This is a genomic window from Acinetobacter sp. NIPH 817 (assembly GCF_000368405.1).
In the GTDB taxonomy this organism is placed as follows: domain Bacteria; phylum Pseudomonadota; class Gammaproteobacteria; order Pseudomonadales; family Moraxellaceae; genus Acinetobacter.
The window spans coordinates 3,028,831-3,046,031 of sequence record NZ_KB849420.1 but is presented as its reverse complement, the minus strand read 5'-3'; the positions used below and the strand labels follow the sequence as shown (position 1 = coordinate 3,046,031).

At 39.1% G+C, this 17,201-nt stretch carries 17 protein-coding genes and 1 pseudogene; 10 read left to right on the top strand and 8 right to left on the bottom strand.

Annotation, left to right across the window (positions count from 1 at the left end):
- Window positions 1-19: 19 nt before the first annotated feature.
- The 3 genes from atpG to F968_RS17935 are packed head-to-tail and all read left to right on the top strand — an operon-like array spanning window position 20 to window position 2,751.
- Window positions 20-889, top strand: coding sequence for a F0F1 ATP synthase subunit gamma (gene atpG / locus F968_RS17945; protein ID WP_004795291.1), 870 nt, complete (start codon window positions 20-22; stop codon window positions 887-889).
- Window positions 890-919: 30 nt separating this feature from the next.
- The gene (gene atpD, locus F968_RS17940; protein ID WP_004795290.1) at window positions 920-2,314 is read left to right on the top strand and encodes a F0F1 ATP synthase subunit beta; all 1,395 of its coding nucleotides are present in this window, start codon (window positions 920-922) and stop codon (window positions 2,312-2,314) included.
- Between the two features lie 17 nt (window positions 2,315-2,331).
- Window positions 2,332-2,751 (top strand): F0F1 ATP synthase subunit epsilon, encoded by a 420-nt coding sequence (locus F968_RS17935; protein ID WP_004795288.1) that lies wholly within the window; start codon window positions 2,332-2,334, stop codon window positions 2,749-2,751.
- A gap of 56 nt (window positions 2,752-2,807) precedes the next feature.
- Here the strand turns inward: F968_RS17935 and F968_RS17930 are convergent, their stop codons facing one another.
- The 4 genes from F968_RS17930 to F968_RS17915 all read right to left on the bottom strand — a co-directional run bounded on the left by F968_RS17930 (window position 2,808) and on the right by F968_RS17915 (window position 6,214).
- Window positions 2,808-3,404, bottom strand: coding sequence for a hypothetical protein (locus tag F968_RS17930; RefSeq protein ID WP_081399716.1), 597 nt, complete (start codon window positions 3,402-3,404; stop codon window positions 2,808-2,810).
- 143 nt (window positions 3,405-3,547) lie between these two features.
- Window positions 3,548-4,093, bottom strand: a complete 546-nt coding sequence (locus tag F968_RS17925; protein ID WP_004795283.1) for a glutathione peroxidase — start codon at window positions 4,091-4,093, stop codon at window positions 3,548-3,550.
- 120 nt (window positions 4,094-4,213) lie between these two features.
- Window positions 4,214-4,978 (bottom strand): AraC family transcriptional regulator, encoded by a 765-nt coding sequence (locus tag F968_RS17920; protein ID WP_004795282.1) that lies wholly within the window; start codon window positions 4,976-4,978, stop codon window positions 4,214-4,216.
- A gap of 21 nt (window positions 4,979-4,999) precedes the next feature.
- Entirely contained in the window at window positions 5,000-6,214 is a 1,215-nt protein-coding gene (locus F968_RS17915) for an MFS transporter (RefSeq protein WP_004795280.1), read from the bottom strand.
- Window positions 6,215-6,349: 135 nt separating this feature from the next.
- On the opposite strand from F968_RS17915, the gene F968_RS17910 reads away from it, so the two are divergent.
- Together F968_RS17910 and F968_RS17905 are read left to right on the top strand one after the other, a co-directional pair.
- Entirely contained in the window at window positions 6,350-7,003 is a 654-nt protein-coding gene (locus tag F968_RS17910) for a TetR/AcrR family transcriptional regulator (protein ID WP_081399583.1), read from the top strand.
- A 111-nt stretch (window positions 7,004-7,114) separates the two neighbouring features.
- A complete protein-coding gene (locus tag F968_RS17905; RefSeq protein WP_081399582.1) occupies window positions 7,115-8,035 on the top strand; it encodes a DMT family transporter in 921 nt (306 codons plus the stop codon).
- A 389-nt stretch (window positions 8,036-8,424) separates the two neighbouring features.
- Here F968_RS17905 and F968_RS17900 read toward each other — a convergent pair whose 3' ends face one another.
- The 3 genes from F968_RS17900 to F968_RS17890 are packed head-to-tail and all read right to left on the bottom strand — an operon-like array spanning window position 8,425 to window position 11,352.
- Entirely contained in the window at window positions 8,425-8,994 is a 570-nt protein-coding gene (locus F968_RS17900) for an L-threonylcarbamoyladenylate synthase type 1 TsaC (protein ID WP_004795275.1), read from the bottom strand.
- Between the two features lie 49 nt (window positions 8,995-9,043).
- Entirely contained in the window at window positions 9,044-10,177 is a 1,134-nt protein-coding gene (dprA, locus tag F968_RS17895) for a DNA-processing protein DprA (protein ID WP_004795271.1), read from the bottom strand.
- 20 nt (window positions 10,178-10,197) lie between these two features.
- Window positions 10,198-11,352 carry a LysM peptidoglycan-binding domain-containing protein gene (locus tag F968_RS17890; protein ID WP_004795269.1) on the bottom strand — a complete coding sequence of 385 codons (1,155 nt, stop codon included), beginning with the start codon at window positions 11,350-11,352 and terminating at the stop codon, window positions 10,198-10,200.
- A 122-nt stretch (window positions 11,353-11,474) separates the two neighbouring features.
- On the opposite strand from F968_RS17890, the gene def reads away from it, so the two are divergent.
- From def to F968_RS17870, 4 genes are all read left to right on the top strand, one after another.
- On the top strand, window positions 11,475-12,005 hold the full coding sequence (gene def, locus F968_RS17885; RefSeq protein ID WP_004795267.1) for a peptide deformylase: 531 nt from the start codon (window positions 11,475-11,477) through the stop codon (window positions 12,003-12,005).
- A gap of 43 nt (window positions 12,006-12,048) precedes the next feature.
- Window positions 12,049-12,474 carry a DUF2946 family protein gene (locus tag F968_RS17880; RefSeq protein WP_002114087.1) on the top strand — a complete coding sequence of 142 codons (426 nt, stop codon included), beginning with the start codon at window positions 12,049-12,051 and terminating at the stop codon, window positions 12,472-12,474.
- Window positions 12,475-12,546: 72 nt separating this feature from the next.
- The gene (locus tag F968_RS17875) at window positions 12,547-14,661 is read left to right on the top strand and encodes a TonB-dependent copper receptor (RefSeq protein ID WP_004795265.1); all 2,115 of its coding nucleotides are present in this window, start codon (window positions 12,547-12,549) and stop codon (window positions 14,659-14,661) included.
- A 54-nt stretch (window positions 14,662-14,715) separates the two neighbouring features.
- Window positions 14,716-14,928 (top strand): hypothetical protein, encoded by a 213-nt coding sequence (locus F968_RS17870; protein WP_004795263.1) that lies wholly within the window; start codon window positions 14,716-14,718, stop codon window positions 14,926-14,928.
- A 69-nt stretch (window positions 14,929-14,997) separates the two neighbouring features.
- Here F968_RS17870 and F968_RS17865 read toward each other — a convergent pair whose 3' ends face one another.
- The gene (locus F968_RS17865; protein WP_004795260.1) at window positions 14,998-16,212 is read right to left on the bottom strand and encodes an oxygenase MpaB family protein; all 1,215 of its coding nucleotides are present in this window, start codon (window positions 16,210-16,212) and stop codon (window positions 14,998-15,000) included.
- Window positions 16,213-16,300: 88 nt separating this feature from the next.
- Between F968_RS17865 and F968_RS17860 the strand changes: the two are divergent.
- Window positions 16,301-16,871: pseudogene (locus tag F968_RS17860) on the top strand (TetR/AcrR family transcriptional regulator).
- Window positions 16,872-17,201: the final 330 nt, after the last annotated feature.

Genomic DNA, 17,201 nt, shown 5'->3' with positions numbered 1-17,201 from the left:
CGAATACTAGGTTAAGCGTATGGCAAATTTAAAAGAAATTCGCGCCAAAGTAGCTAGTATCAAGAGCACGCAAAAGATTACTCGCGCGATGCAAATGGTAGCTGCTTCTAAAATGCGTCGTGCGCAAGAGCGCATGGCTCAGGGCCGTCCGTATGCCGATAATATGCGCCGTGTAATTGCTCACTTGGTCCAAGCAAACCCTGAATACAAACACCGTTATATGGTTGATCGCCCAGTTAAGCGCGTTGGCTATATCGTAGTGTCTTCAGATCGTGGTTTGGCAGGTGGCTTGAACATTAACTTGTTCAAGAAAGTTGTGCAGCATGTCAAAGCACAACAACAGCAGTCAATTGAAGTTGAATTTGCTTTAATTGGTCAAAAAGCGGTTTCGTTTTTTAAGAATTACGGCGGTAAAGTGCTTGGTGCAACTACCCAACTTGGCGATGCGCCGAGTTTGGAACAGTTAACTGGCTCAGTACAAGTTATGCTTGATGCATTTGATAAGGGCGAATTAGATCGTATCTACCTCGTATCAAATGGCTTCGTTAATGCAATGACTCAGCAGCCTAAAGTAGAACAACTTGTTCCTTTAGCACCAGCACAAGAAGGCGATGATCTCAACCGTACTTATGGTTGGGACTATATCTACGAACCAGAAGCAGAAGAATTGTTAAATGGTTTGTTGGTTCGCTATATCGAGTCTATGGTTTATCAAGGTGTGATTGAAAACGTTGCATGTGAGCAGTCAGCTCGTATGGTCGCGATGAAAGCAGCGACAGACAACGCAGGACAACTGATTAAAGACCTACAACTCATTTACAACAAGCTGCGTCAAGCCGCGATTACTCAGGAAATTTCCGAGATCGTTGGCGGTGCCGCTGCCGTTTAACATTATTAAGTTTGAATTGAGGAGACAGCAATGAGTAGCGGTCGTATCATTCAGATCATCGGCGCGGTTATCGACGTCGAGTTTGAGCGCAATAGCGTTCCTAAGATCTATGACGCTCTCCAAGTTGACGGTACTGAAACTACATTAGAAGTTCAGCAACAGCTTGGCGATGGTGTTGTTCGTACCATCGCAATGGGTTCTACAGAAGGTCTTAAACGTGGCCTTAACGTAACCAGCACAAATGCACCGATTTCTGTTCCAGTAGGTCCAGCTACGCTTGGTCGTATCATGGACGTTTTGGGTCGCCCGATTGATGAAGCAGGTCCTGTTGCGACTGAAGAGCGTTTGCCGATTCACCGTGAAGCACCTTCTTATGCTGAACAAGCAGCTTCTACTGATCTTTTAGAAACTGGTATTAAAGTAATTGACTTACTTTGCCCGTTTGCAAAAGGTGGTAAAGTTGGTTTATTCGGTGGTGCGGGTGTTGGTAAAACCGTTAACATGATGGAGTTGATCAACAACATCGCGAAAGCTCACTCAGGTTTATCTGTGTTTGCTGGTGTTGGTGAGCGTACTCGTGAAGGTAACGACTTCTATCACGAAATGAAAGATTCTAACGTTCTTGACAAAGTAGCAATGGTCTACGGTCAGATGAACGAGCCACCAGGTAACCGTTTACGCGTAGCGTTAACTGGTTTGACTATGGCTGAATACTTCCGTGATCAAAAAGACGAAAATGGTAAAGGTCGTGACGTATTATTATTCGTCGACAACATCTACCGTTATACACTTGCAGGTACTGAAGTATCAGCATTGTTAGGTCGTATGCCATCTGCAGTAGGTTACCAACCTACACTTGCAGAAGAAATGGGTGTTCTTCAAGAGCGTATTACATCTACTAAATCTGGTTCGATCACATCGATCCAAGCAGTATATGTACCTGCCGATGACTTAACAGATCCATCGCCTGCAACTACATTTGCTCACTTAGATGCAACAGTAGTATTGAGCCGTGACATCGCATCTTCTGGTATCTATCCAGCGATCGATCCACTTGACTCAACTTCACGTCAGTTAGACCCATTAGTTGTTGGTCAAGAGCATTATGAAATTGCTCGTTCTGTACAGAACGTATTGCAACGTTATAAAGAGCTTAAAGACATTATCGCAATCTTGGGTATGGATGAATTAGCTGAAGAAGATAAATTGGTTGTTTACCGTGCGCGTAAAATCCAACGTTTCTTCTCTCAACCATTCCACGTAGCTGAAGTGTTTACTGGCGCTCCTGGTAAATTAGTACCACTTAAAGAAACGATTCGTGGCTTTAAAGGTCTATTAGCTGGTGAATACGATCACATCCCAGAACAAGCGTTCTATATGGTTGGTGGTATTGACGAAGTGATTGCTAAAGCTGAGAAACTCTAATTTAAGGAGATCATCTCATGGCGACTATGCAATGTGATGTCGTAAGTGTTAAAGAGTCTATTTACTCTGGCGCAGTGACGATGTTAATCGCGAAAGGTGCTGGTGGTGAGCTTGGTATTTTACCAGGACACGCTCCACTCGTAACCTTGCTTCAACCGGGCCCGATTCGTGTTCAGTTGGAAAATGGTACAGAAGAAATCGTCTATGTATCTGGCGGTGTTTTAGAAGTTCAACCTCATGTTGTAACGGTTCTTGCAGATACTGCAATCCGTGCAGACAATTTGGATGAAGCTGCAATTTTAGAAGCACGTAAAAATGCTGAACAATTGCTTGCGAACCAAAAGAGTGATTTGGACTCAGCTGCTGCTTTGGCATCTCTATCAGAGATTTCAGGCCAGCTTGAAACAATCCGTAAAATCAAAAACCGCGCTCAATAAGACGCGGTTCGAGATTGAAAAAGCCACCGTAAGGTGGCTTTTTTATAAATTAATTTTTAAGATTCAGATTTTGAGTCTGATTTTTCATCTCCAGCCATAATCATGGCAGCAAGCTTTACCATATCCATTTGAATAGTATTCAGCTGTTTTTCAATTTGGTCAAAATTGATTTGATCTAATTTCCCATTTAATAACGGCATACTAAGAGCTTGTTGATTGGCATGTAGTAAACTTTGGCGAATATTCTCAATTTCCTGGCTTTTAATATCTAAGGTGAGAAGGGCTTGATTTAAACCTTGTAGTTGCTGTTTTAAAGTTGAAACAGTTGTTTTTAATTCACTTTGATTCTTATCTTGAATCGCTTGTTCAACATCAAGTTGAGTGTCTTTAAGCTGTTCAACATAATCTCCAGCTTTAAGCTGTAAATTAGCAGCATCTCGGACCATATAAAAAATATTGCCGCTTTTGAGTTCAGTTTTGCTAGGAGCAATATCTGATTCTTGTCGTTCAATAGCTTGATCAGATGCCTGTTCACTTATTTCAGTATTTTCTTGTTCAGTAGCATGATCTCGTGCTTGATCACACCCGAGTAAAAGCATGCCTGAGGCAAAAATTACAAAAGGAAGAAATGCACCCTGTAAAACTTTTTTCATAACTACAAACAACATCAAATAAAGCAAATAGGTACTATAGGCATAAAATATGGAGAAAGATTGTATTTTTGCAAACAAACAACACTTTGAGCAGATAATAAAAAAGAGCGTAGAAAACGCTCTTTTTCACGTTTTTAAAAACGTTATTTTGCTAACTCTGCTTCAACGGCTTTAACAATTTGTTCATCATCAGCAGTTAGGTTTGGAGCAAAACGAGCTACTACCTCGCCATTTTTATTAATTAAGAATTTTTCGAAGTTCCATAAAACTTCTGGAGCTGGATTAGTTGGAATACCTAAACCTTCTAAGCGTTCACGGAAAGGTCCTTCACCAGTACGTTCTGGTTGAGCTGATGTTAAAGTTGCATAAAGTGGATGCTTATCTTCACCTGCAACAGAGACTTTAGAAAATAAAGGGAAGTGAACATCGTAATTTAATGAACAGAATTGCTGAATTTCTTCATCAGAGCCTGGTTCTTGTTCTTTAAAGTTGTTTGCAGGGAAACCTAAAATTTCAAGACCTTGATCTTTCTTGGCTTGATAAAGTTTTTCTAAGCCTTCGTATTGTGGAGTTAAACCACATTTAGAAGCAGTATTTACAATAAGTAAAACTTTACCTTTATATTGTTCAAGATCAACCGTTTCGCCTGAAATAGCTTTTACTGGAATGTGATATACAGATTGTGTCATGAGTCTTTCCTAAAGATTGTAATTGATATCAAGTAACGCATTTGTTTTAACTGCTATTGATGGGCAGTGCAATAATATTCGTGTTCAAAAAAGAAAAAGTTTTTAAAGATAAACTAAATTCTAGTTATTTCTAATTTGTATAGGTGTTTGCCCAGTATAACGTTTAAAAAACTCGATAAAACTTGAGCTATGTTGATAACCTAAATCGTATGCTAAACGCTTAATGGATGTCCCTTGGCGGATCTGATGAATGGCATAAACAATTTTGGCTCGGTTACGCCATTCCGACAACGAAAGCTGAAGCTCTTGTTGACTCAAACGTAATAAGTGACGATCACTCACTGAGAAATTTTGTAGCAACTGCTGTAAAGAGTGATCAAAAAGTAATGGGTCTGAGAGTTTTTCTAGTATAGGCAATAAAACAGGATGTCGCGTTTGCGGTAAATAATGTGAATAGGCAGGAGCCTGTGTGAGTTGATCGAATAAAACTTGTAAAAGATGTTCCAAATATTCAGGTTTTTCGATTTGTTTTTGCTGTTTGAGAATTTGTAAAACTAAGGTTCGAAAGAAAGGCTGAATACTAAAGCATTTACAGACGTCACCTAAAATAGAACATAGGCGTGGATGCAGGCGAATACATATATAGTGAATTTCATGGTCGATATGAGTGGATTGATGAACAGTTTGAGGTGGAATCCAAAGACCATAGCTAGGGGGAGAAAGATATAGTTGTTCCTCGATTTGTATTTCTAAAATACCATTTAAGCTGAAATTAAAATCCCCCCAGAGAGAAGCATGAGGACGAACAATATCTTCTTTTTGGTATAGAAACTCATGAACTTCTATACTGTTCAATAAAGAAAATTGCTGGTCCTCATTTTTCATTTATTTACTCTGACTTATATTTTAATTTTCACAAGTCGCTTTAGGATTGTTTAAACCTTTTGCTAAGGTGAATGTACTTAGTAATGCTAAGGCAACAAAGCTTAATACGCCATAAATTAAAGTATTTTCATTGAAATGATCAACTACATATCCACCTAATAATGAACCTGTTGCAATCATCACCTGAAACATACCTACAAAAAGAGGCATACCTTTTTCAACTGCATTTGGTGCATGTACAAACATCCAGATATTTGCTGAGGTAGGGAAAGCACCAAATGCAAAGCCCCATAAAGCTGTTAAGACAATAGCACCAAATTCATGAATGGCAAAAAGTGGGAATCCAAAAAACACAATTGCAAAGCAAGCGCTAACAAAGGCAAGTGTATATCGGACATTTAAATTACCGCTATATCCGGCAAACGCATTTCCGAAAATACCTGCAATTCCATAGAGTAATAGTAATGAACTAATTGTTGTGCCGTTGAATCCTGCAATATTTTTGAAGAAAGGTGCTAAATAGCTATAGGCACAAAAATGAGCAAGTCCAATCAGTAAAACGATCAACATACCACTACGTGCTTTAGGGGTGCGTAATAATGCTGGCAAATCTCTTATGTGAATTGCGGAGTCTGGAACAAGTTTAGGTAAAAAGATTAATTGTAAGATTAAAACAATTAAACCAATTCCTGCGGTAATTCCAAAAGCGCTGCGCCAACCATAAAATTCACTTAACCATGTTCCAATCGGAACACCTAAAACTGTAGCAAAAGTTACACCTGCCATCACTACAGCTGTTGCTTTAGCAATAGGAAGATGTGAGGGAGCTAATTTCCCACTTAAAGCAATTGCTGTCGCCCAGAATCCACCAATTGAAATACCTAAAATTAAGCGACTGAGCAATAAAACATGGAAGTTTTCTGCAAAGGCAGTAATGGTATTTGCAATAACCATAATGGCTGTCAGCAAGATAAGCACATAACGCCGATCAAGTTGTTTCACGGATACAGGTAATAGAGGGGCGGCAATTGCTGCCATAATGCCGGGTACAGTAATGATAAGACCAGCTGTGCCTACAGAAATATTTAAATCTGTTGCAACACTATTTAAAACACCAACAGGTAAAAATTCACTTGTTACTAATGCAAACGCTGCAATCGCAACGGCCAAAATGGCAAACCAGCTCCCTTGAGGGGAGGTCGTGGGTCGCGCTTTAGAAATAGAAGATTGGTCCATAGGAAATCCTTACTTGGCTAAATTTAGAGTGAAGAAAGGCAATTTATTAATTAACTAACGATCATTATGAAAATAAAATAGTTGATAAAAAATCGAACGTCAATTAATTTAATAACGATTGTTATAAAAATAGATGTGATCTTTATGACAAATAGGCATGAAACGAATTTAGCTGTTACAGAAGACGCGCTGAAAAAAAAGCGTGGACGCCCTAAATGCTTTGATGAACAACAGGTTTTGCAAAAAGCAATGTTGCTGTTTTGGGAGCATGGTTATGAAGCAACGTCTATTAGTGATTTAACACAAGCTTTGGAAATTACAGCACCGAGCTTATATAGTGCCTTCGGCGACAAAGAAGGGCTGTTTTACAGATGTGTTGATTACTATTTAGCTCATGAAGGATGTCCGATTGACACTATATTTGTAGAAGCAAAAACTGCAAAAATTGCTGTTGAGTTATATCTTTATGACATTGTTAAAAGATTGGTTCAGCCGAATAAGCCAGCAGGTTGTATGGTGGTCGTTGCTGCTATGAATTGCTCTGATGCAACTCAAGATGTACAGCAAAATCTATTAGATAAGCGCGTAAAGACAAAAGAAAAATTATTAAAACGCCTTCAGCAAGGTGTGGAGCAAGGGGATTTATCTTCTCATGCTCCTTTACAGGAAATGACTGATTTTTATACTACTGTCGTTCAAGGGCTGACTATTCAAGCGAGAGATGGTGCGAGTAGCGAGCAATTACATAAAGTGGTAGGCCATGCGGTGAAAGCTTGGACATTATTTTAGATTCTAGAAAAAGATGATGTCCTAAGTTCAATATCAATGTCGGAAATACGATATTTCAATTTATTAAGACATTCTTCAAAATAAAATCTCTTTTGTAGATGGTGTATTACTATGAGTCAGGTCATGAAATATCACAAATGGGCATTTATTTTTCCCATTTTGGCAGTACTGATTTGGTCTTTAAATATTGTAGTCACCCGCTATGTCTCGGATTATATTTCTCCGGTAAGTATTAGTTTTTATCGGTGGTTAATTGCTTTTATTATTTTGACTCCATTTATGTTTTTGCCTGTTTGGAGACAAAGACGATTATTAATACCATATTTACCTAAGCTGGCTGTGTTAAGTGCATTTGGAATGGTGCTTTATCAAGGACTTGCTTATACGGCTGCCCATTATACTAGTGCAACCAATATGGGTATTGTGAATGCATTTATTCCTATCTTTACAATCTTTGTTTCGCTTGCGATTTTAAAAGATGTGCCTAATCGATTTGCAGTTTTTGGCAGTATTTTATCTTTCGCTGGTTTGCTATATGTCATGTCCCAAGGGAATATTAGCCACTTATTAAGTGGAGGCGGACATCTTGGTGATGCATTGATGATTATTGCCGTATTCTTCTATGCATTTTATGGGGTTTTCCTTAAAAAATGGCAGCTTCCACTTCCAATCATGACAAGCTTATATGTTCAGATCGGATTTTCTGTAATATTTCATCTTCCTTTAATTTTTTGGTTCGGACTAGATGCTTTAAATGCACAAAATGCGCCAAGCGCTATTTATGCAGGTGTATTTGCTTCACTCATTGCACCGTTAGTTTGGATGTTGGCTGTTCAACAACTTGGCCCGAATAGAACAAGTATTTTTATGAACCTGGTTCCTGTTTTTACAGCAGTTATTGCAAGCCTTTGGTTATCTGAGCAATGGACCATCTATCACACAATAGGTGGGATTGTTATCTTAATTGGTATCATTATGGCTCAGAAAAAAGTCAGTCCTAAAAAGAGCAACTTAATGCAAGAGCAGAACTAAAGTCGTTAAAAAAACTATGGCATATTTTGAAAAAACTGATGAAAATATGCCATTTTTTTCTTAGTTAAAGTTTTTCTATATGATTTATAAATAGTTTATAAAAGTAGGTTGAAATATAAATATTAAAAAAGCCGAGTAAAAATATTAATATAATTTTAATTTATAAGTGAAAATTCGTAAATTCCCTACACTTTTCATGCTTTTTTTAGAGAAATAATATATTTCTCTCATTTAATCTCTTACTACATAATAGCGACCACTACGAAAGACGTGCTTTTTTGCAAATTATCTTTCGTTGCAGAGATATCCAAACCCTCTGGATGCGGTATATACCCATCCTTTTTTATGCTCAGTTATCCCTATATAACTGAGCTTTTTTTTGTCTGAAATTAGGCGCGAATAATCTCTCCAGTGAGAGCATTAATAATTCTACTTGGTTGCTGACTTTGGCCTAAATCACCATTGAGATAGTTTAATTGTGAACCAAAGTATTGGCAGGCATCTTGTAGTGAATGAGCAGGCTCTTGCCCACTTGGGTTAGCACTCGTCGAGACAATAAAACCATGAAAAGCATTGCATAATGCCACACACAAAGGATGTGTGGTGACTCGAACAGCAACAAGTGGATGTTTACCTTTAATCCATGAAGGAATATGTTCGCCAGCAGGTAATAGCCAAGTTGTGGCTCTTTCTGAAGGTTGATGATTCGTCCAACAATCAATGATTTCTTGTTGGGTTGTTTGAGGTAGCGAAGTGAGCAGGTGCTCAACTTGGCTAATATGACCTGCTAATAAAATCACTCCCTTTTCAATAGGCCTTTGCTTTAACTCAAGAATCTTTTGAAAAGCTTGTTCGTTAAAAGGGTCGCAACCTAACCCCCAAACTGCCTCAGTTGGATATGCCAAAACTTGATCTTGTTGTAAACATTCGGCTGCTTCGGTAACTGAGGTGGTAATCATGGTAATACTCTTCCTTTCAATCAAACAGAATTGCTATTGCGCTCCAGCACTAAGAGCGACAACGTAAATACAGCCCTGATTGTTGCATACATAAACCAAGTAGTTCTAGTTCCATGAGTGAAGAGGTGAGTTCTGCCACAGGTTGAGAGTGGTGTATGACAAGTTGGTCAATATTTTGTCCGACCCAGTCTAAAGACTGATAAAGGTTAATTAAATGTTCAGGAATTTCTGGAGCACAAGAAACCACGACCTCTTCAGTTGAGTTCTGTTGCTGACTTTGCCATTGAGTAGGTAAAGCAAGATCTTCAATAATTTGTTCAGGATGATCGACTAAAATGGCTCCCTCACGAATAAGTTGATGGCAGCCCTGATGAAACTCACTGTAAATATGACCAGGAATGGCAAATACGGTTTTACCTTGCTCGGCAGCTTTGTTCGCAGTAATGAGGGAACCACTTTTTAAAGTAGCTTCTACCACTAACACACCTAAACTTAGGCCACTGACAATTCGGTTCCTACGAGGAAAATGTTGCTGTAATGGTGGCGTACCGGGCAAAAACTCAGTAATGATGGCGCCGTTTTGAGCCAAGATCTGTTCTGCAAGTTTTTTATTTTGAGCAGGGTAGGTACTATCTAAACCTGTTCCTGTCACGGCAATCGTACGTTGATGTGCTGAAGCTCCTTGGTGAGCAGCTTCGTCAATCCCATATGCTAAACCACTACTTACATAAAATCCTTTTTCACTTAAGTAATAGGCAAAATCATAAGCAACCTGACGACCATGCGGGCTTGGTTTTCGACTACCGACAATCGCAATTTGTGGTTGTAACAAAGCTTGCGCTTGGCCTTTCCCAAATATGATGGGTGGATGATCTGTATAAGGTAGTAATTGCGTAGGATAGCCAAGGTCTTCTGACGTTAGAATAAAGTCAGTATATTGCTGGATCTGCTCAATTAGTTTTTCAAACTGAGCTTGACCCTGAGCAGTTTGAAATTCATCTACGCGTTTTAAATGATTAGCATGTAACCCGAGATTGCACCATTGAGATAACCCAGCAGGTTGGACCGCTTTTTCACAGCTACCAAAATAATTGACAATTTTTTTGAAGCTAACTAAGGAGTGTTGCACCAAATACCACACTTTAAGCGTGTGGTAATGGTGTGAAGAAAGTTGAGTAAGCATTGTAAAGGGTATATCCAGCGTTAATCATCAAAACGAGGTGGCTGAATACTTGAACCAACTTTAATAGGTAGGTCACTTTCTAATACGTAGGCATAGCTAAGCTGATCAAAAGTTCTAAAAACCATCAGACTACCAATTTGTTGTCCAGGCAACTGTATTGGTTCTTTGGTTTTAGGGTCTCGAATGGTCTCGCCTTTTTGAGTAATATCAAAAACTTGACCTACTTGAATCCCTTGTGCTGTACCTCGGTCCAAAGTTACCACACTATTTTTTGCAGCGCTGCCAATTGAACCCATTACACGAATGATCTTACCAGCATCTGTAACTTGAGTGGCGTCTACTGGATAAAATAAAGTAGGTAATGTTGCTTCTTCTTCTGGCATAACCCGATCGCCACGGCGTACTTCGGAATTGTAGCTATCAGTTAACTCAAGCGTTGTTATGTCTTTTTCAGAAGAGATCGCAATCCCTGAAGCAACTTGTTGCAGTTCAATACCTAGACTATGCTTTTTACCTTTACTGTCTGTGAAATAATAAGGTTCGCCTTCACGGTAGACTGCATAACGTTGGCCATTAACTAAACCTTGTCCACGCGCATAAATGGTTTGGCCTCTTGCCGCAAGCACGCGTTGATCAGCAGTTCCCACTACATAAGGAGTGTGTTCAATTGCGTCGGCTGGCAAAATTGTGCTGTGTTCTAACCACTGTTTAATATGTTCAAGTGGAATAACAGGCACATTGTCGTTAAGCGATTCCACACGAACTTGAGGTTGCAAGTTTGTCATTTGGCCTGTGTAGCGACGAATAACGCCAACGCAACCATCTCCCTCATCTTTACCGATCAATGGTCGACCCGCCAAACTGCATAACAACAATCGGTCACCAGGATAAATCCAGTGTGGATTTTTGACATGTTGATTATTTGCCCAGATTTCTGGCCAGCGCCAAGGTTTGCTTAGGAAATGACCGGAAATATCCCACAGCGTATCTCCGCGTTTTACAACGTAGACATGTGGTGCATTGCTTTTTAGAGAGGGTGGATTATGGTTCGGACTAGCAGCATGAACCTCTGCTACTGTACCCATTGCAACCCCTGTAAAAAGTGCGAAAGCAAGTAAATGCTTTTTTATCCCCAAAGCATGAAATTCAACCATGCCGTTAAAAACCTTTTTCATTATGATAATTCCTAAAAATTATGCGTGCAGATGCGTTATAATAGGCGGCTTACACACAATTTTTCGATGAAGTATTTCCTTCATTTGGTTTTTCAATCAATGGCATAAGTGAGGACGTCAGTATGGCCTTATTACCTATTTTAAGTTTTCCTGATCCCCGTCTTCGTACCATTGCTAAGCCTGTTGAAGAAGTTACTGATGAAATTCGTCAACTTGCAGCAGATATGCTTGAAACCATGTATGCCGCACCCGGTATTGGTTTAGCAGCTTCACAGGTAGATCGTCATATTCAGTTAATCGTTATCGATTTATCTGAAGCTAAAGATGAACCTTTGGTTTTTATTAACCCCAAAATCACTCCACTGACAGAAGATAAGCAGCAGTACGAAGAAGGCTGCCTATCGGTGCCACAAATATACGACAAAGTTGAGCGCCCGTCACGTGTGAAAATTGAGGCAATTAACCTTGAAGGTCAAGCATTTGAGATAGAAGCTGATGGACTTCTCGCTGTTTGTATCCAACATGAAATGGATCACTTAAATGGCAAATTATTTGTGGATTATTTGTCGCCACTTAAACGTCAGCGTGCTCGAGAAAAAGTCGAAAAAGTTGTTCGTCAACGTGAGCGTGAAAAAGTTGCAGTAAAACGTTAAAAATTTCTATTCTTGAAACATTAATATAGTGTGGATGTGATTTTTGGTTTTTCGTAGTGGTTTACTGCTTGCATGTGCAGCAGTATTTTTACAGGTCGCGGTATTTCTACAGCCGCTATTACCGAAGCAGTATCAAATTGCTCCGGTCTGTGAAACTATTACCCTCGCTTTGCTTAAACCTAAAGCACAGATGGAAACCATGTCACATGCCATGCATTCACATCATGAACATCATATTGAACAGGCACAAGCCTCTGGGCAACATGATCATCATGATGCAAATCACCAGTGTCAATATTGTACCGTCTATGCCAATCTGGTTTTGCCACCTGAATTTGGCGTAAAAGAAGTTTTAGTCCGCATACAAGTCCGCTTAGTCGCTTATCAACAAGCATTTAGACATGTCTACTTTGCACTACAGCGACTTTTTCTACTCCCGCAAGGGCGTGCACCACCTCTATTTGCATAAATAAAAGCAATTTTTTGTTGGGGTCTTAACTGACTTCGATATCACTTTATTTATGTTTTAGAGCGTATAAAAATGCCACATTCTAAATTTTTACTACAACCTTTATGGGTTGCGATGTTTGCTGTCTCTCATTCGGGGCTAGTTTTTGCTAATTCAGAAAAAAATGATGCCGATACCAAAACACTTCACTCATTAGCACCTATTGTTGTTACAGCACAACAAGGCAACGATGCAAATGGTCTGATTGTACATGCCGACCCGAAACAGCCAATTCAGCCTGTGCCTGCTACAGATGGTGCAGACTATCTACAAAGTATTATGGGTTTTAACTCAATACAAAGCGGTGGAACTAATGGTGATGTGACCTTCCGTGGTATGTTTGGTTCACGCATCAAAATTTTGACAGATGGAACAGAAAACCTAGGCGCATGTCCAAACCGTATGGATGCTCCGACTTCTTATATCTCTCCAGAAAGTTATGATCGTATTTCTGTCATTAAAGGTCCACAAACGGTTCAATATGCCAATACAGGTTCGGCCGCTACGGTACTTTTTGAACGTCAACCTGAGAAACTCACCTCTGAAAAACCTTATCGTGGGCAAGCGAGTGTCTTGCTAGGTTCATATGGGCGTATTGACCATAATGTTGAAGCAGCATTGGGTGATGAGAAAAAATATATCCGTTTAAATGCCAATCATTCAGAATCGAATAGTTATCAAGATGGTGACGGTAATACCGTGCCGTCAGCATGGAAAAAGTGGAATGCTGATGTAGCACTTGGCTTTACTCCAGATGAAAACACGTGGGTGGAACTCACTGGTGGAAAATCTGATGGTGAATCGCTTTATGCTGGACGTTCAATGGACGGATCTCAATTTGCGCGTGAAAGCTTAGGTCTACGTTTCGAAAAGAAAAATATCACTGATGTCATTAAGAAAATTGAAGGGCAAGTGAACTACAGCTATAACGACCATATTATGGATAACTTTAGCTTACGTACTCCGCCATTAGTTGAAATGAATCATGGTGGTATGACCATGTTGATGCCGAACGCGATGGCAATGGAGGTAACGCGCCGTACATTAAACTCACGTTTAGCCATGACTTCTGAATGGAATAAGTGGAGTTTGATTACAGGTGTAGATTCTCAATTCAATAAACATGGCGGTAGCATGTCATCGCCAAATATGCCTTCTATGAATGTTCCATATCGTCAAGATATGCGTTTTCAATCATACGGTGCTTTTGGTGAACTTGGTTATCAATGGAACGATCTCAATAAACTGGTCACAGGTGTGCGTTTAGATCGAGTCACAGTTGAAGATGAACGTGCCGACTCTCAAGCACAAGGTTTTAACACCAAACTTGAAAAGACTTTACCAAGTGCATTTGTACGCTGGGAAAACCAACATCCTGAGCATGACCTAAAAAGCTATATCGGTTTAGGTTATGTAGAGCGTATGCCTGATTATTGGGAGCTTTTCTCGCCTAAACACGGTAATGCTGGCTCAACCAATACTTTTAACGGTGTGAATCCTGAGAAAACATTACAGTTGGATATGGGCTTCCAGCAGCAACATGGTGCTTTAAATACATGGGCTTCTGCTTATGCAGGCTTAGTAGATGACTACATTTTAATGAGTTACCACCATCATCCAAGTATGGGAATGGATGGGCATGACATGAGCCATGATATTACTGCGGGTGCCAAAAATGTCGATGCAACCATCGCAGGCGCGGAAGCTGGTATTGGATATCAATTTACCGACCATATTCAGGCAGATTTGAGTGCGATGTATGCATGGGGTAAAAACACCACAGATGATAAACCACTACCTCAAATTTCCCCTTTAGAAGGTCGTTTAAATATTCGCTATGTGGCTGACAAATATAACTTAGGTCTGTTGTGGCGTGCTGTTGCTGAGCAAAACCGCGTGAGTCTACATCAAGGTAACATCGTGGGGTATGACCTCAAACCAAGTAAAGGTTTTTCAACTCTTTCTTTAAACGGAAGTTACAACCTTCGTAAAGATATTGATGTCTCTGTTGGTATCGATAACGTATTAGATAAAACCTATACCGAACACTTAAACAAAGCGGGTAGTGCAGGGTTTGGATTTGCGAGTGAAGAGCAATTCAACAATATCGGAAGAAATTACTGGGTTCGTATGAGCATGAAGTTTTAATAAGCTATAGCGAATGAAATGAACTGAAAATATTAATTGAATGAGAGAAATGAAATGACAAATAAATTATCGCCTGAACAATCGTGGTGGGGATGGAAGTCACTTATTGTGGCTTGTATCTTGAGCTTATTGTTTATGATCATTTTTTATTTGGCGATCAACAATGAGCCTGACTACATGCCAAGTCAAAAAAATAAGCAAATGGTGGAAACACCTGAGCAAATGAATCACGCTGAAATGCACATGCATAGTTCATCAGCTCAATAAGTGTCTTAATATTTGAAAAAAGGAAGTCTGGTTAACAGGCTTCCTTTTGTTATTTTTAGGTTTTAAAAATTATTGATGCATACTTGCTAAGGTTTTTGCCTTACCTTGATTCTGATAAAGCGTTAAGCCAAGCTTTTGTATATTGCGACCTGACTTAGATAAAAACTTTTCAACTTTTGGTGAAAGCTTCGCACCACTATAAAGTAGTGAATTGCGCACAATCAAATAATAAGCAAACCATGAAGCAGACTGCTGAGGCAATCCAAGTAGTTTCATTCTTTTCTTACCAATAAAAAATTGGGTAAGTTCTAAATGTTGCCGATATGCAAGCTTCTGCTGTAACGAGCGTAAATGCAGATATTTTCTCTCAAAAGGCTCTTTAGATAAGCTTGAACCTAGTTCAACACTGCTGTGATCAGAGCGAGGGTGAGCAAACTGCATCCAGTAAAGTAATCGCCAACCTTCGGATTCAGATTGAATAAGCCATTTTTCATCAATACCCATTAACCAGCCAACGTAACGCCAAAAATGTAAAAAACTCTTAGCTTCTTGTTTCGTTGGCCATACACCTAAAGCCCTAATACCAAGTAAAACTACACTGCTAAAAGCCAAATTAGTCATTGCCAAATCAAATTGATTAAGAGGAATCCCCCAAACTTCACTATCCCAGCGATCAGACTTCTTTAATTGCCGACGAACAAGTGCATGAATAAAGCGAACATAAATCGTTGACGTGAAACCTGAGCTTAAACGAGAAAGTCCCTGAGGTTCAGTAATATCAACCCACCATTTTGTGGTTTCTGCTAAACGATTACCCGCCTGTTTTTTCAACGCGCCCGTTAAAATTAGAGGCTGATTAAATCCAGGATATAAATATCCTGCCATTAAAGATAAATCTCTAAGGATAAAACCATTATTTACTCCTAAACGATGAGTAAATTTAACAGCCTCATCAATTTGGCGCTGATCTAACCATTCAGGCTTTTGTTCAATGTAATTAAAGAAATTTTCTAACTCAGTAGGTACCGGCTCAGATAGGTCATCGCGGCCTTGAAATAATATCTTCTCAAAAATCATGCGGTGATCTTTGGGGTTTTGCATAACCCAATCAATCACCTTATCCATTTCAATGTCTCCTTCACAAAGAGCGCGTTGTAAAGACACATATTCTGTATAGTTTGGTTGAGCTGTTTTTTCGCAACAGACATTTAAAAACTGCGTAAAGAAGTTACTGTCTTGCATGTCATTAAAAGAAGCAAGTCGAGTTGGACTAATCGTTTGCATATCGTTACTTACTTATTGAACTGAATAATAAATAGGCTAATATGAATAATTATTCGCATTCAATTCGCATTTAAAGAATAAAAAACTGATGAGAAAAGTCCCACAGCAGCAGCGTTCAAAAATTATTGTTGACCATATTGTAGAGGCGACACAGCACTGTATTGCCCAGTATGGATTGCTACATACCACGACTCCTAAAATTGCAGAGAAATCTGGAGTAAGTGTAGGCTCTATTTATCAATACTTTGAGAATAAAGATCAAATCATAGAAGAACTATTACGCCGTAAAAGCGAACTATTGGGGCAACAACTAAAAGAGCTAGTTATGCAGCAAGGGAATATTCCTTTAGATCTACTCATCCCTTTAGCAATAGAATTGGGATTTAATGCATTAAAAGCCGATCATGGTTTTTTCATTGAGATACTTAAACAGTGGCATGACTATAGCCATTCGCAAGCTGCTCAGATTTTAGAAAAGCATTTTTTTGAAGTAGGACTATATACATTTAGTAGAAATCCTCATCAATGGGACTTCGAACAGGTGAAGCATAAATCCTTTGTAATTATTAATAGTACACTTTTTACAATGATGCGGTATGTGAATCAGAATAATTTTCTTATATCAGAACAACAACTTAAACAAGAACTATCGAGCATGATACTGGCATATTTAGGTCAAAAATGAATTATTAAAATAATTATTCATATAAAACAAAAAGTTAGTGCGGTATGTGATTTAAAAGTGAACGCTCAAGTCATAAGTTTTTAATTTTCGCTTGCAAAGGGATCTTAATGGTCTATAATGCACATCCATCGGCGGTGATGCAGATAAGAACTTGTTGAAAAACAGTTACTTGGAATTAGATTGGTTGCTTTAAGTGATGAATTTGATGAGAAGTTGGTTTTGAGAATAAGTTTTAAAAATATCGAAATTACCTGTTGACTTTTAAGAGATTAAGAGTAATATAGCCGACCTAGCTTGCTGGTGA

Excerpts from the sequence above, each read along its gene's own strand:
- F968_RS17920 (WP_004795282.1), bottom strand. The coding sequence starts at position 4,978 with ATGAAAAATGAGGACCAGCAATTTTCTTTATTGAACAGTATAGAAGTT.
- F968_RS17905 (WP_081399582.1), top strand. The coding sequence starts at position 7,115 with ATGAGTCAGGTCATGAAATATCACAAATGGGCATTTATTTTTCCCATT.
- F968_RS17865 (WP_004795260.1), bottom strand. The coding sequence starts at position 16,212 with ATGCAAACGATTAGTCCAACTCGACTTGCTTCTTTTAATGACATGCAA.
- F968_RS17890 (WP_004795269.1), bottom strand. The coding sequence starts at position 11,352 with ATGAAAAAGGTTTTTAACGGCATGGTTGAATTTCATGCTTTGGGGATA.
- def (WP_004795267.1), top strand. The coding sequence starts at position 11,475 with ATGGCCTTATTACCTATTTTAAGTTTTCCTGATCCCCGTCTTCGTACC.
- dprA (WP_004795271.1), bottom strand. The coding sequence starts at position 10,177 with ATGCTTACTCAACTTTCTTCACACCATTACCACACGCTTAAAGTGTGG.
- F968_RS17935 (WP_004795288.1), top strand. The coding sequence starts at position 2,332 with ATGGCGACTATGCAATGTGATGTCGTAAGTGTTAAAGAGTCTATTTAC.
- F968_RS17925 (WP_004795283.1), bottom strand. The coding sequence starts at position 4,093 with ATGACACAATCTGTATATCACATTCCAGTAAAAGCTATTTCAGGCGAA.
- F968_RS17900 (WP_004795275.1), bottom strand. The coding sequence starts at position 8,994 with ATGATTACCACCTCAGTTACCGAAGCAGCCGAATGTTTACAACAAGAT.
- atpD (WP_004795290.1), top strand. The coding sequence starts at position 920 with ATGAGTAGCGGTCGTATCATTCAGATCATCGGCGCGGTTATCGACGTC.
- F968_RS17930 (WP_081399716.1), bottom strand. The coding sequence starts at position 3,404 with ATGAAAAAAGTTTTACAGGGTGCATTTCTTCCTTTTGTAATTTTTGCC.
- F968_RS17875 (WP_004795265.1), top strand. The coding sequence starts at position 12,547 with ATGCCACATTCTAAATTTTTACTACAACCTTTATGGGTTGCGATGTTT.
- F968_RS17870 (WP_004795263.1), top strand. The coding sequence starts at position 14,716 with ATGACAAATAAATTATCGCCTGAACAATCGTGGTGGGGATGGAAGTCA.
- F968_RS17915 (WP_004795280.1), bottom strand. The coding sequence starts at position 6,214 with ATGGACCAATCTTCTATTTCTAAAGCGCGACCCACGACCTCCCCTCAA.
- atpG (WP_004795291.1), top strand. The coding sequence starts at position 20 with ATGGCAAATTTAAAAGAAATTCGCGCCAAAGTAGCTAGTATCAAGAGC.